General features: G+C 39.7%; 12 protein-coding genes. 11 read left to right on the top strand and 1 reads right to left on the bottom strand.

Going from position 1 to position 14438, the window contains the following annotated elements; genetic code table 11:
• Positions 1-27: 27 nt before the first annotated feature.
• A complete protein-coding gene (locus bsdcttw_RS06245; protein ID WP_185258523.1) occupies positions 28-1860 on the bottom strand; it encodes an amino acid permease in 1833 nt (610 codons plus the stop codon).
• Positions 1861-2359: 499 nt separating this feature from the next.
• Here bsdcttw_RS06245 and bsdcttw_RS06250 point away from each other — a divergent pair, with 499 nt between their 5' ends.
• The 11 genes from bsdcttw_RS06250 to bsdcttw_RS06300 all read left to right on the top strand — a co-directional run bounded on the left by bsdcttw_RS06250 (position 2360) and on the right by bsdcttw_RS06300 (position 14163).
• On the top strand, positions 2360-3142 hold the full coding sequence (locus bsdcttw_RS06250; protein ID WP_185258524.1) for a flagellar motor protein: 783 nt from the start codon (positions 2360-2362) through the stop codon (positions 3140-3142).
• The gene (locus bsdcttw_RS06255; protein WP_185258525.1) at positions 3105-3941 is read left to right on the top strand and encodes an OmpA family protein; all 837 of its coding nucleotides are present in this window, start codon (positions 3105-3107) and stop codon (positions 3939-3941) included. The genes bsdcttw_RS06250 and bsdcttw_RS06255 overlap by 38 nt, the downstream gene beginning before the upstream one ends.
• A 173-nt stretch (positions 3942-4114) precedes the next feature.
• The gene (locus bsdcttw_RS06260; RefSeq protein ID WP_185258526.1) at positions 4115-5116 is read left to right on the top strand and encodes an ABC transporter substrate-binding protein; all 1002 of its coding nucleotides are present in this window, start codon (positions 4115-4117) and stop codon (positions 5114-5116) included.
• 165 nt (positions 5117-5281) lie between these two features.
• The gene (locus bsdcttw_RS06265) at positions 5282-6229 is read left to right on the top strand and encodes an ABC transporter permease (RefSeq protein ID WP_185258527.1); all 948 of its coding nucleotides are present in this window, start codon (positions 5282-5284) and stop codon (positions 6227-6229) included.
• Positions 6223-7017, top strand: a complete 795-nt coding sequence (locus bsdcttw_RS06270; protein WP_185258528.1) for an ABC transporter ATP-binding protein — start codon at positions 6223-6225, stop codon at positions 7015-7017. Before bsdcttw_RS06265 ends, bsdcttw_RS06270 begins: the two co-directional genes overlap by 7 nt.
• 200 nt (positions 7018-7217) lie before the next feature.
• Positions 7218-8249, top strand: a complete 1032-nt coding sequence (locus bsdcttw_RS06275; RefSeq protein WP_185258529.1) for an HD-GYP domain-containing protein — start codon at positions 7218-7220, stop codon at positions 8247-8249.
• 166 nt (positions 8250-8415) lie between these two features.
• Entirely contained in the window at positions 8416-9747 is a 1332-nt protein-coding gene (gene glnA, locus bsdcttw_RS06280; RefSeq protein WP_185258530.1) for a type I glutamate--ammonia ligase, read from the top strand.
• A gap of 60 nt (positions 9748-9807) precedes the next feature.
• Positions 9808-10350, top strand: a complete 543-nt coding sequence (locus bsdcttw_RS06285; protein WP_185258531.1) for an ANTAR domain-containing response regulator — start codon at positions 9808-9810, stop codon at positions 10348-10350.
• Positions 10351-11019: 669 nt separating this feature from the next.
• Positions 11020-11850 carry a diaminopimelate epimerase gene (dapF, locus tag bsdcttw_RS06290; RefSeq protein WP_185258532.1) on the top strand — a complete coding sequence of 277 codons (831 nt, stop codon included), beginning with the start codon at positions 11020-11022 and terminating at the stop codon, positions 11848-11850.
• Positions 11851-11929: 79 nt separating this feature from the next.
• The gene (locus bsdcttw_RS06295; RefSeq protein WP_185258533.1) at positions 11930-13144 is read left to right on the top strand and encodes an LL-diaminopimelate aminotransferase; all 1215 of its coding nucleotides are present in this window, start codon (positions 11930-11932) and stop codon (positions 13142-13144) included.
• Positions 13141-14163: a S66 family peptidase gene (locus bsdcttw_RS06300; RefSeq protein WP_185258534.1), complete on the top strand. Its 1023-nt coding sequence runs from the start codon at positions 13141-13143 to the stop codon at positions 14161-14163. Before bsdcttw_RS06295 ends, bsdcttw_RS06300 begins: the two co-directional genes overlap by 4 nt.
• The last annotated feature ends 275 nt before the right edge of the window (positions 14164-14438 follow it).

Genomic DNA, 14438 nt, shown 5'->3' on the forward strand with positions numbered 1-14438 from the left:
TTTCTTAGCTGTAATACTTACTGTTCATTAATCGTTTAATTGCAGGGGCATTACTGCTACAACAATATGCTTATGCTTTAATAATTTACGTTCGATGAATCTTCCTGTCTGGTTGTGAAGCAGCCTTTGCCACCAACGTTTCACCACGAATTGAGGGAGGATAACGGTAATAATGTCTCCCTTCTTGTACTCATATTCAGCCGACTCAATAAAATCAAGCAGAGGTTCAACCACCTTACGATAAGGGTTATACTTGATAATTAAGGGGATATCGGTACCAAGTTCGTTATATTTTTCCTGTATCTTGGCGGCACTCTCTTCATCGGTTGCAACACAGAATGCTGTTACATTGTCTGAAATGGTGGTGCCGTATTTTAATGCACGTACACTGGACTTGTTGACACTGGATAGAGGAACGATAACATGGTTGGTGTATTTTTTATTATTAATGTCAGCACGCTCTAAAAGTTTAGGGGTTATCTTTAACTGTTTACGGATATTCTCATAATGTTTTTTTACTTTGAACATCAATAAAATCAGTATTGGTATCAGAACAATTACAATCCAAGCTCCCTGGTGGAATTTCGTGAAAGCAATTATGAGAACGGCGACGGTGGTAACCAATGCACCAAGACCATTGATAAATGCCTTAGGGACCCAGTTCTTCCCCTTGATTATAAGCCATTTTCTGAACATTCCTGCCTGTGAGAGGGTAAAGGATATAAATACACCGATTGCATAAAGTCCGATAAGGGAAGTTACATCGGCTTTAAACAGAATAATTAGTACGGCAGCCACAGAAGAGAGGAGCAGAATTCCGTTGGAATAACTTAATCTGTCACCTTTCATGCTAAGCTGTCTTGGAACAAAACCTTCCTTTGCCATTACGGCAAGCAGCAGAGGGAAACCGGAATAAGCGGTGTTAGCTGCCATGATTAATATAACAAAGGTAGTTATTGTTATATAATAATACATAAAGCCATGGCCGAATACCTGTTCCGCAATAAGTACCAGCATAGCTCTGTCCCCCGGAACAACGTGATATATATTGGCAAGAATGGAGGTGCCGCCAAATAGTACAAGAATAATCAAAGATAACAGTAATAGTACCGTTTTGGCATATTTCACCGAGGGTGTTTTAAAATTAGGGACCGCATTGCTTACCGCTTCCACACCGGTCAGAGCGGTACAGCCGCTGGAGAAGGCACGGAGAAGCAAAATAAGTGTAATCGGTTCACCTAAGGATTTAATAGTAGGTTCCGGAGGAATATATCCTCCTTTTATCTTTGCGAAACCAAAAATAAGCAGCATCAAGAGAGCCAGCATGAATGCATAAGCCGGAAGTCCGAATATCTTGGAAGCTTCCCGGATACCTCTGAGATTACCGACCATAAGTAATCCAACCATAACGATACAGATAATAACGGTATAAGGCTTCAGGGAGATGAAGGCAGAGGTTATCTGCTCAACTCCGGAAGAGACGCTAACTGCGACTGTCAGGATATAGTCAATGCAGAGTGCGGCACCGGCTGTTACCCCCGCTTTGGTTCCCAAATTATCCTTGGCGACAATATAGGCACCGCCTCCGTTTGGATAATGTTCAATGGTCTGACGATAGGATAGTGTTAAAATCATCAAAAGTAGAATGATTGCGCCGGAGATTAAGGATAGTTTTCCATAAGCCAGAGCACCTACAACCGGCAGCATTACAATCAGCATTTCCTGACCGGCATAAGCGACAGAAGAGATTGCGTCGCTGGCTAAAATGGGAAGCCCCCATAAAATACCATATTTTTGGCCGTCTGATTCTTCGTTCTTAAGGGGCTTGCCAATCAGCACCCTTTTTAAATTATCATACATTACCTTCACCTTTTCAAAAGTTAATATTATGTCAATTCATATAATAAAAGAAGATATAGGATTTATTATATTAACTGCATTATGAATTTGGTGATTGACTAAACATAACTTGTAGCATTATGTAGAAAATCTTCATTAGCATATACCTTTTGATTGTAATATTCAAGTGAAAATTTGCTAATTTTATGTAATCTAAAAACTGCTTTGACAAATGGCGAAAATTCTGCTGGTAATATATAGTCAATTAATCCTAATTGGATTTTGCAATACCGCAGAAATCAAGGAAAATACTGATAACACAAGGTTTTCACTAAGAAAATTGACTTGACAAAGAGGCTCGATTTACAGTATATTTTGTATAAAAAAGGTGATACAATTACCTTGAGAATATCAAATCGTTCTTGATGATGTTTCTATAGGGTCAGTTAGAATGATGGGAGGAGAAAAGGTCATAATCAGGATTGAAATTTTATCATAAAGGGTGAGAAGGAGTTAAATTATGGATTTAAGCATGATAATCAGTTTGATTTTTTCATTTGTTATGTTAATAATGGCATTTGTTTTGGATAAGGGACATGTTGGGGCTTTACTTGAACCTACTGCCGCCATGATTGTTATTGGAGGTACCATTGGTGTTGTAGGTGTATCTTTTCCTCTGTCAGTACTTAAGAAAGTACCGAAGGTGTTGGCTATAGCGTTTCGTAAGCATAAGGAGGACAGGCAAGAAATTATACAGGTCTTTTATAAAACAGCAAACCTTGCCAGGACCAATGGATTGTTATCTCTGGAGAACGAATTACAGAGTAATGAATATGACCCCTTTATTAAGGATGGACTTCAGCTTGTTATGGATGGAACAGACCCTGAAATTATAAAAAAGATTCTGGAAACGAAACTTGATAATATGGAGTATCGCCATTCCAAGGGAATTGCAGTATTTGAAGCTGCCGGCGGTTATGCTCCTACTCTTGGTATCATCGGAACTGTTATGGGCCTGGTACATGTACTTGGTAATTTAGGCGGCGGTGATACGTCAGCTCTTGCAGGGTCTATTGCTGTAGCGTTTATTGCAACGCTTTACGGTATCGGAACCGCGAATTTACTATGGCTTCCCATTGCTAATAAACTAAAAGAATTGGATACAGATGAACTTGTAACCAAAAACATGATGATGGATGGTATTCTGATGATACAGGAAGGCGGAAATCCGGCATTAATCGTAGAAAGGCTTAAGGGATACTTGGATGATGAAAAAAAAGGAGAAGAAATCAGGGAACAGTGAAAGATGGCTCTTTACATATTCTGACATGATAACTCTGTTAATGATTTTCTTTATTATGCTATACTCAATCAGTAATGTGAATCAGCAAAAATATGATGAATTGGCAGCATCTCTAAGCAGCGCCTTCGGAGCAGGTAACAATACACAGGGAGGATCTATTATCCCAAAAGGCAGCGGAGTACTTAACAGCGGGAAAGATGCCTTAAATCAAGGAAATTATCAGGGAAGCGGCAATGCTTCAGGACCGGGAGACAGTACCGGGACCGGGAAAGACAACGGAAAAGATATAAAAGACATAAAAGAGGTCAGCAAAGATGAGTTCCAGCAGCTAAAAGGCTGGTTATATGATGCTATCGGTAACGGTGCATTTAAAGATAATCTGGACATCAGTATACAAGAGAGCGGTATTGTCATTACCTTATCCAATGACGTACTCTTTGACAGCGGTCAGGCAACGATCAAAGAGGATATGAAGAAGAATCTTGATGTTATTGCGAAGCTGTTAAAGCAGGTGGACAATAAGATACAGATTGGCGGACATACGGATAATGTTCCTATAAACAGAGGGGTATTTACTTCAAACTGGCAGCTTTCGGCACTTAGAGCAGCTAATGTGGTAGAGTATATGTCAGCTCAGTATGATATTGATCCCAAAAGGCTTGTAGCAAGCGGTTATGGTGAAAATGACCCGATTGCATCCAACAACACGGAAGCGGGAAGAGAAAAGAATAGAAGAATCAGTATTACTATATTATTTAACAATAATTCTTCGGACAATACAGAAACAGGAAATAAATAGAAAATACATTAGAAACTCCCGGAATATCAGGCAATAAGGATACCGGGAGTTTTTGTATTATTGAAAATAATATTGACAAAAAAGCTTTTTCGTTGTACACTTTAACAGATGAAAGTGTTAAACTACATAACTTTAAAGTGAAAGAGAAACTAAGAATAGAATGGAGAATATTTATGAAAAAAAGACTATTAGCGGGAATATTAACAGCTTCGCTGGTTGTGATGTCACTTACCGGCTGCGGAACCAAAGATGCAAGTACATCAGGTAGTTCCGGTGATACGGATGGAAAGGTTTATCATATAGGAATTAATCAGTATGTGGAACATGCCGCATTAGATGCTTCCTATAAGGGCTTCGTAGATGCACTTGCGGCTGCAGGCTATGTGGATGGAAAGAATCTTAAGTTGGATTATCAGGTAGCACAGGGAGATATGTCAACAGCTCAGACCATTGCTACAAAATTAGTGAATGATGCACCGGATCTGATACTTGCTATCGCTACACCATCAGCTCAGGCAGTTGTTAATGCTACAAAGGAAATTCCTGTTCTGGTTACTGCTGTTACCGACCCCGCAGGCTCCCAGTTAGTTGCTTCCAATGACGCGCCGGGGGGTAATGTATCCGGTACCTCTGATCTTACTCCTGTTAAGAAACAGATTGAATTATTAAAGCAATTGATCCCTGGTGCTAAAAAAGTTGCAATCCTTTATTCCTCAGCAGAAAGCAATTCAGTTATTCAGGCAGACATTGCCAAAGCAGCAATCAAAGATGCAGGAATGGAAAGTGTGGATGCAACAGTATCGAATACAAATGAAATTCAGCAGGTAGTACAGTCCCTGGTGGATAAAGTAGATGCAATCTATGCACCAACAGATAATATGATAGCACAGTCCATGCCTACTGTTGCACAGGTTGCAAATGCAAGCAAACTTCCTGTTATATGCGGTGAAGGCGGTATGGTAGATAACGGCGGACTTGCGACATATGGTATTGATTATTATGAGCTTGGTAAATTAACGGGAGAACAAGCAGTTAAAATTCTGAAAGGAACTGCGAAAACTGCAGATATGCCTATTGAATACCTGGCAGATGAGAAATGTACACTTAAGATAAACGAAGATGTGGCGAAGGAATTAGGAATAACAATCCCGGATGATTTAAAGCAGAGTAAGTAATTTGGCTATATTTATTGGCCATCTTTCTTTCAATAAACAGTTCGGTTGATTTGAGAATGATGGATATAAACCCTGTCCCATACCTGTTGTTATTGCAGATTATGGGGCAGGCTTTTGTTTTAGATACATTTATACAATTTATACATAGGGAAGGTTAGAAAATTAATGGATGAATTAATACGTTATTTATTATCGATATTGGGAGCTACCTCACAGGGATTTGCCTGGGCTATATTAGCAATTGGTGTTTATGTATCTTTTCGTATTCTGGATTTTCCGGATATGACAAGCGAAGGAAGTTTCGCATTAGGAGGAAGTATCAGTGCTTTTTGTATATCAGGTCTTGGGATTAACCCGGTACTCTGTCTTTTAATATCAACTCTGGCAGGTATGGCAGCAGGTGCAGTGACAGGCTTTTTGCATACAAAGCTTAGAATACCTCCTATTCTGGCTGGGATACTTACAATGATAGCTCTATATTCCGTAAACCTGGGTATTATGGGCAAGTCTAATACCCCTCTTTTAGCTCAGAAGACAATACTTTCTATGGCTAAGAATCTATTTCCCTCTGCAGCAGCCCTTGGGATTAAAGATAATCTTCTGCAGAATTTAATTTCAATGGGACTTAGTATAATCTTTACAGTTCTGGTTATTGTCCTGCTATATTGGTTTCTTGGTACAGAAGTTGGTTGTGCTATCAGAGCTACCGGTAATAATGAAGCAATGGTACGTGCTCAAGGTTCTAATACTGATGCAATGAAAATAATCGGACTTATGGTTGGAAATGGACTGATTGCGCTTTCAGGGGGTCTTGTAGCCCAAACCCAGGGCTTTGCGGATGTATCCATGGGGGTTGGTGCCATTGTCATCGGATTAGCTTCAATTGTAATTGGAGAAGTGATTTTCCGTCGTGTGATATCCTTTGCCAGCAGGCTGATTTCTATCGTTATAGGCTCCATTATTTATCGAATTATAATAGCCTCTGTTCTGTATATTGGCTTTAATTCCAATAACCTGAAATTATTAACCGCAGTTATGGTAGCCGCAGCTTTATCCATCCCTGTCTTTAAGAAGGATAAAGTAAAGATTGTAAGGGAGGAAAACGAATGTTAGAAATAGGAGAATTATATAAGACCTTTAACCCCTTTACCATAAATGAAAAGAGAGTACTAAAAGGGTTGAATTTAACTTTAAATGAATCGGATTTTGTTACGGTTATCGGAGGCAATGGTGCGGGAAAATCCACCATGCTCAATATGATTGCAGGAGTTCATTACCCGGACAGCGGCAGTATTATGCTTGACGGACGGGATATTACCAGGATGCCGGAATATAAAAGAGCAAGTTATCTTGGAAGGGTATTCCAGGATCCTATGATGGGAACTGCTGCCGGTATGGAAATACAGGAAAACCTGGCTCTTGCATACCGCAGAGGTAAAAGAAGAGGATTTGGCTGGGGAATATCAAAAGCGGAAAAAGAACTGTATGTGGAACAGCTGCTGAAATTGGATCTGGGTCTTGAGAACCGTTTGACAACAAAAGTGGGTCTTCTATCCGGAGGACAAAGGCAGGCTCTTACATTATTAATGTCAGCGTTAAAGAATCCTAGACTGCTTCTGTTGGATGAGCATACGGCTGCCTTGGATCCAAAGACTGCCCAAAAGGTTCTGGAGCTGACAGAAAAGATTGTGGCGGAAAATTCTCTGACTGCACTTATGATAACACATAATATGAAACATGCAATTCAATATGGTAATCGTTTGATTATGATGCATGAAGGAAAAATCATCTATGACGTTTCCGGTGAAGAAAAGAAAAATCTTCATGTCAGAGACTTACTGGATAAATTTGAAAGTGTAAGCGGAGGCGAGTTTGCCAACGACAGGATGCTCTTATCTTAGAAAATATAAAAGCCAGAAAATATAAATTATGGAAATATAAAAGCCATAAAATGTAAGAAATTCTTAAAAGTAAATAAAAAATTATATGTACTCATATTCGACAATATATGTTATAATTATATCTTAGTAGTTTATTTGGGATAACACTATTACTAGATAAAGTTGTCCATGTTTAGTTATGTAATCGGAGGATATGGAGTATGAGATTTCTTTCCATAAATAGGGTTGAACCTGGCGCTGTACTCGCAAAACCGCTTTATGGCAATCAGGGGGTCATTTTATTAAGGGAAAATGTTGTTTTGACGGAGAATATTCTGTCAAGGCTGAAAGCAATGGGTTATACAGGACTATATATCGAAGATGAAATTTCAGAGGGGATATATATTGAAGATGTAGTGGATGAAGGCTTGAAACTGCGTACAGCAACAAGATTGGAAGAAATCGTTGGTAATAATGGGAATATCGCTGAGATGCTCCCAATGATTAAAGACATCGTAAGCAGCATTATCAGTAATAAAGATGTTGAGCTTACCATGAGAAATCTATGGGGACATCATGAATACACATATCTGCACTGTGTTAATGTAGCAATATTGGCGGTCAGTGTGGGAATCAAATTAAACTTACATCCCGATGAATTGATTTATCTGGGAGCAGCCGGTATACTTCACGATATTGGCAAGAATAAGATACCGGCTGAACTGTTAGACAAAACAGGTAAGCTTACGGAAGAGGAATTCGCAATCCTTAAAAAACATCCGGAATATGGTTATGAGATGCTGACCTCCTCTCAGGAATTAAGCAGCGTAACCAGAGCCGGTGTACTCCAGCACCATGAAAGATATGATGGTACCGGATATCCAAGAGGTTTAAAAGGAAATGAGATAACCCTATATGGCAGAATACTTGCCGTGGCAGATACTTATGACGCAATGACCTCCGACAGGGCCTACAGAGAAGCATTTGCTCCCAGTGAAGCAGTTGAATACTTAATGGGTAACGGGAATCAACTGTATGATAATCGTGTAATAGATGCATTCATAAAATGTGTAACGGTTTATCCCATAGGTTCTTGTATTGAGTTAAATAACGGCGCGAAAGCGATTGTAGTAAAAAATTACCAGGATTGTGTGTTAAGGCCTTTAATAAGACTTGTTGAAACAAAAGAAACAATTGATTTAAAAAATGACACTAACTATTTAAACCTGTGTATTACCAAACTTGTTATTTAAATAAGCATATAATGTACTTTAATGTTTGTAGTATTAATTTTATAATATTGACAAACAATTATAGGACTGATATCATGATAGAAGCAAAAGGCGAAGATGTTCTTTATAGGACGTTTTCGCTTATTTTTCATATTAGAATAAAGGGTTGTTCAGGAAAGGAGTTATTATGAATCATTTTACAAAGCAGGACATTATCAGGATGGTGAAGGAGGAAGATGTTGAGTTTATCAGACTTCAATTTACAGATATTTTTGGCAGTTTAAAGAATGTAGCGGTAACCACCAGCCAATTGGATAAGGTATTGGATAATAAATGTATGTTTGACGGCTCCTCTATTGAAGGATTTGTGCGTATTGAAGAATCAGATATGTACCTTTATCCCGATCTTGATACCTTTGAGATATTTCCTTGGAGACCTCAGCAGGGGAAAGTTGCCAGATTCATCTGTGATGTATACAGACCTGACGGCACACCTTTTGAAGGAGACCCGAGATTTATTTTAAAAAAGGTGGCAGAAGATGCAAAACAGATGGGCTACACCTTCCATGTTGGCCCTGAATGTGAATTCTTTTTATTTAATACATTAGACAATGGGGAACCAAGTGTAGATACGCAGGAAAAGGGTGGTTATTTTGATGTTGGCCCCCTGGATAATGGTGAAAATGCAAGACGTGAGATGGTTCTGACCCTGGAAGACATGGGATTTACTGTGGAAGCATCCCATCATGAGGTTGCTCCTGCCCAGCATGAAATTGATTTTAAATATGACCACGCAGTAAAGACTGCCGATAATATTATGACCTTTAAATTGGTAGTCAGAACCGTTGCCAAACGCCATGGACTCCATGCTACCTTTATGCCAAAACCAAAGTTTGGTGTAAATGGCTCCGGTATGCATATTAATATGTCCTTATCCAAAGATGGCAGAAATATATTTGATGATGCAGACGGCAAGCTTGGTCTTAGTCAGGAAGCTTATTATTTTATTGCAGGAATTATGAAGCACATGGAAGGAATGGCGGCTATCACCAATCCACTCGTGAATTCTTATAAAAGACTTACTCCGGGTTATGAAGCACCGGTTTATATTGCATGGAGTGCTACAAACAGAAGTCCTTTAATCAGGATACCGGCAGCCAGAGGTACCAGCGCAAGAGTTGAGCTTAGATGTCCTGATTCAGCAGCTAACCCCTATCTGGCTCTGGCCGTATGTTTGGCAGCGGGTCTGGATGGCATCAAGAATAAATTAACTCCTCCGGAAAGTGTAGATCAGAATATATTTGAGATGAGCGAGGCTGATAAGAAGGCAATGGATATTAAGAGTCTGCCATCAACTTTGAAAGAAGCACTGGAAGCCTTACAGCAGGATGAACTGATTCAATCGGTTCTTGGAGAACATACAACCAAGAAGTATCTTGAAGCCAAATACCAGGAATGGAATCAATATGCTATTCAGGTATCTAAATGGGAAATTGATCAATACTTACACCGTATATAATATGCGTTTAGTGGCAGCATGAAGAAGTGGTATGCCAGATGAGTGTGGAGGTGATCGAATGTGCCCAGTATTATAATAGCTTTTCCTAAAATTGAAGATGCAATGAACATAAAGAATGTTCTGGTGAGAAATGGATACGAAGTAAATGCAACCTGCACCACAGGGGCACAGGTTGTAACCATTGCAAATGAATTGGACGACGGAATCATAATATGCGGATACCGTTTTTCCGATATGCATTACAGCCAATTAAACGGTTACCTACCCAAAGGATTTGAGATGCTTTTAATTGCTTCGGCGAATAAGCTGGAAGAATGTACTTACAATAACATTGTATGTCTTAGTATGCCAATTAAGATGGCAGATTTAATCAGCACCCTGCAGATGATGTATTTAAATATCGCAAGACGCAGGAAAAAGGAAAGAGAAAAGCCGAAGCCCAGATCAGAAGAAGAGAAAGCAATTATCAGCAAAGCAAAGCTGGTTCTCATGGAACGTAACAATATGACAGAAGAAGAAGCACACCGTTATATTCAAAAGAACAGTATGGACAGCGGTACGAATATGGTAGAAATGGCGGAAATGATATTAAGCCTGATGTAATGCTTTCTTGTTCAGACATCTGATTCCGCTAAAATGGCAGCACTTGTTTCCGGAAGGTCAAGTTACACCAAACTCACTTCAAGTTTACTGTTCTGTAAAACTTTGAGCTTAGACACTGGTGTTATAGACCTGGTCGCAAGTGCTGCCATTCCAGGTCATAAGAACCCCTGAATTAAAAAGCAATTAATAGTATCAGACACCATCCGTTATTGTTAGTTAAACCTCTGAAACACCAAGGATACTATAAACTTAGGAGTATTTATAAGAAATGCTTAAATGTAACTTAAGAGTCAGCAAAACTGCAAGCAGGCTTGCAAGAAGATTAAGAGCTATGGTAAAATGAACAGGTGGTAAATTTTACACGAAAGTTCATGTACCAGGGCTCTTTTGTGAGTACTCAACGGTGCATAGCACTATATGCAATACATAAAGCATTTTTGAAGTATTTTCGCTTAATAATGTCATTTACAATAAGGGTATCGTGAATTATTATAAAACAGAATTCACACCCTAATATGGAAGTACCAATAAGTATTAGATGGGTTATAAAGGTGCCATTGTTGGATTTCCTAATGACTGGTCACAAATTAGAATTTAAGCGAAAATTAGTATGAAATTGGAGCATACAGCAGGCTGTTTGTGGTTTGCTGGGTGCAAATGGAGGTTAGTATGAAGTTTACAAAAATGCAGGGCTGCGGAAATGATTATGTATATGTAAATTGTTTAAGAGAAAAGGTTGTGAATCCCTCCGAACTTGCTATTGCAGTCAGTGACAGGCACTTTGGAATAGGTTCTGATGGTCTGATTTTAATTAAAGCTTCCGATAAAGCTGATTTTATGATGGATATGTATAATGCGGATGGCTCTTCTTCTGCAATGTGCGGAAATGGAATACGTTGTGTTGCAAAATACGTATTTGATTACGGATTGATACAGGAGAGAGAGATCACCATTGAAACGGGAGCAGGCATTAAGCATCTATTCCTTACGGTAGAGGACGGAAAAGTTAGAGAAGTAACTGTCGATATGGGTCAGCCGATTACAGAACCTGCGTTGGTACCTGTTAAAGGGGATGAGGATAGAATTATTGGCAAACCGATTCAGGTAGGAGAGGAGGAATACAAGGTAACTTGTGTTTCTATGGGCAATCCTCATGCGGTAGTTTTTGTGGAGGATACTAAGAAGGTCCAGATAGAAAAGGTTGGTCCCCTCTTTGAACATCATGAATGGTTTCCCAAAAGAACCAATACAGAATTTATCCATGTAATAGACAGAAAGAATATAGACATGAGGGTATGGGAAAGAGGTTCCGGAGAGACTTTAGCTTGCGGCACAGGAGCTTGTGCCAGTGTTTATGCCTGCATCTTAAACGGCTATACAGAGGATGAGGTAAAAGTGAAACTTCTTGGAGGAGAGCTTACCGTACGCTATGACAGGGTAAAAGACTCAATCTTTATGACCGGTCCTGCCATAACCGTATTTGACGGTGAGTTATTATAAAAAACAAACCAGCCGGATGCAGGCTATCCCGGAAGAGAATAGTTTACATTCTGCAGAAAAAAATAGAAGGAGAGCAACTATGTTTAAAATTAATGAAAATTATCTGAAACTGCCGGGAAGCTATCTGTTTTCCGATATTGCTAAAAAAGTGAAAGCCTTTGGAGAAGCGAATCCGGATAAGAAAGTCATTCGTTTAGGTATTGGAGACGTAACACTTCCCCTTGCACCGGCTGTAATTTCTGCCCTCCATAAAGCAACGGATGAAATGGCTGTTAAGGATACCTTTAAAGGCTATTCCCCTGACCTTGGCTATGAATTCTTAAGAAGCCTGATTGCTGAACATGACTATAAGTCAAGAGGTGTGGACATCGCTTTGGATGAGATCTTTGTCAGTGACGGAGCGAAGAGTGATTCCGCTAATATTCAGGAAATCTTCGGAGCAGATAATAAGATTGCTGTTTGTGACCCGGTATACCCTGTTTATGTGGATTCGAATGTTATGGCAGGCAGAACGGGAATATACAGCAGTGAAACAGGTAAATGGAGCGAAGTTATCTATATGCCCTGTACCGCGGATACGAATTTTGCACCGGAATTTCCAACGAAAGAGCCGGATATGATTTATCTGTGCTTTCCCAATAACCCTACCGGTTCTACCATAAACAAAGCAAAATTACAGGAATGGGTAGATTACGCCAACAAAATCGGTGCAGTTATTATCTATGATGCCGCTTATGAAGCATATATTTCTGAAGAAGACGTTCCTCACACTATCTATGAATGTGAAGGTGCAAAGACCTGTGCTATTGAGCTTAGAAGTTTCTCCAAGAATGCAGGTTTTACCGGTACAAGACTGGGATTTACTGTAATACCCAAGGATTTAAAGGCAGGGGAGGTATCCCTTAACAGTCTGTGGGCAAGACGTCACGGTACGAAATTCAATGGTGCACCTTACGTAATACAGGCAGCCGGAGCAGCTGTTTATACGGAGGAAGGTAAGAAACAGACCAGAGAACAGATTGCCTATTATATGAACAATGCCCGTGTAATCAAAGAAGGTCTTGAGAGCTCCGGTTATACGGTATCTGGTGGCGTGAATGCACCATATATCTGGTTAAAAACACCGGATAAGATGACCTCCTGGCAGTACTTTGATTATCTGTTAAAAGAAGCGAATGTTGTGGGTACTCCCGGTTCAGGTTTTGGTCCCAGCGGTGAAGGATATTTTAGACTGACGGCTTTTGGAACCTATGAAAATACCGTAGAAGCCATTGAGAGGATTAAGAAATTATGATATACCCGGAATTTTTAAAAAAAGACGATATGATAGCCGTACCTGCTCCTTCTGATGGTAACGGTAATCAAACAGATTATAACCGACTGGATAATGCAGTGCTGCATTTTAATAATAAAGGATATCAGGTAATAGAAGGCCCTCTGGTAAGAACGAGCGTAAAAGGCCGGAGCGGAGACGGAAAAGCCAGAGGCGAGGAAATTAACACTTTTCTAAAGAATAAAGATATCAAATGGCTGATTAGTTCAGGAGGAGGGGATTTCCTGGTGGAAATGCTGCCCTACTTTGACTATGAAGCCATAAAAGCAAATCCCGTATGGTTTCAAGGTTTTTCCGATAATACAGGACTTACACATTCCATAACTACCTGCTGTGATATCGCAACTGTTTATGGCAGTAATTTCACTGCTTTTGGTATGGATAACTGGCATTCTTCTTTGGAGGATAATCTAAAGATAATGACCGGCGAAGGCTTGATGGAAGGCGGATTCCTTCAGGAGAGCTTTGATCTTTATGAGGATGGCTATTATGACAGAGTTACGGGGCTGGAAGAATATGTATTAACAGAACCGGTGGTACTAAAACAGATAGCAGGCGAAGAAGGTAAGCCGGTAGAAGGCAGACTTCTCGGTGGGTGTCTTGATGTCCTCTTAAATATCCTGGGAACTCGCTATGACAATACGCTGGCCTTTATTGAAAAATATAAGGAGGATGGAATCCTTTGGTACCTGGAAAGCTTTGCTCTTAGCAGCGACGCCTTAACCAGAGGGTTATGGCAGCTTAAGGAAGCTGGCTGGTTCCAGCATGCAAAAGGCTTCCTCTTTGGGAGACCTGCCTTTTACCAGGAGAATCACGGTATCCCTTATGAGGAAGTATTAACTTCCGTATTAAAAGATGTTCCCATTATTATGGATACCGATATCGGCCATAAAGCCCCTACGATTACCGTTGTCAATGGAAGCATGGGAAGCTTCGTATGCAAAGACGGCAAAGGAATTCTTCGAATGGAATTCCGTTAAGAAAGAGTGCAGATACCTTGGATATCTGCACTCTTTCTTTTTTAGATTTCTATTCTTTTCATGATATAGGCTTACTCATGTAATAATTTTTATTATTGACAAAGGTAAGAATATGGTCCAATATATTTATGACTACTGAAATAGTGTTGCGTATAAGTGATACATTTACCGCATCTAAATATACACAAATAAATTATTATTATTATTCATAATTTGCTGCTAATACAACAGAACTTGTAGCCCATGAGCTTGGTCATAGCAATGGATAGGATGGT

The sequence above is a fragment of the Anaerocolumna chitinilytica genome (genome assembly GCF_014218355.1).
GTDB classification, from domain to species: Bacteria; Bacillota; Clostridia; order Lachnospirales; family Lachnospiraceae; genus Anaerocolumna; species Anaerocolumna chitinilytica.

Coding starts and splice junctions, on each gene's coding strand:
- bsdcttw_RS06245 (WP_185258523.1), bottom strand. CDS start 1,860: ATGTATGATAATTTAAAAAGGGTGCTGATTGGCAAGCCCCTTAAGAAC.
- bsdcttw_RS06250 (WP_185258524.1), top strand. CDS start 2,360: ATGGATTTAAGCATGATAATCAGTTTGATTTTTTCATTTGTTATGTTA.
- bsdcttw_RS06255 (WP_185258525.1), top strand. CDS start 3,105: ATGATGAAAAAAAAGGAGAAGAAATCAGGGAACAGTGAAAGATGGCTC.
- bsdcttw_RS06260 (WP_185258526.1), top strand. CDS start 4,115: ATGAAAAAAAGACTATTAGCGGGAATATTAACAGCTTCGCTGGTTGTG.
- bsdcttw_RS06265 (WP_185258527.1), top strand. CDS start 5,282: ATGGATGAATTAATACGTTATTTATTATCGATATTGGGAGCTACCTCA.
- bsdcttw_RS06270 (WP_185258528.1), top strand. CDS start 6,223: ATGTTAGAAATAGGAGAATTATATAAGACCTTTAACCCCTTTACCATA.
- bsdcttw_RS06275 (WP_185258529.1), top strand. CDS start 7,218: ATGAGATTTCTTTCCATAAATAGGGTTGAACCTGGCGCTGTACTCGCA.
- glnA (WP_185258530.1), top strand. CDS start 8,416: ATGAATCATTTTACAAAGCAGGACATTATCAGGATGGTGAAGGAGGAA.
- dapF (WP_185258532.1), top strand. CDS start 11,020: ATGAAGTTTACAAAAATGCAGGGCTGCGGAAATGATTATGTATATGTA.
- bsdcttw_RS06295 (WP_185258533.1), top strand. CDS start 11,930: ATGTTTAAAATTAATGAAAATTATCTGAAACTGCCGGGAAGCTATCTG.
- bsdcttw_RS06300 (WP_185258534.1), top strand. CDS start 13,141: ATGATATACCCGGAATTTTTAAAAAAAGACGATATGATAGCCGTACCT.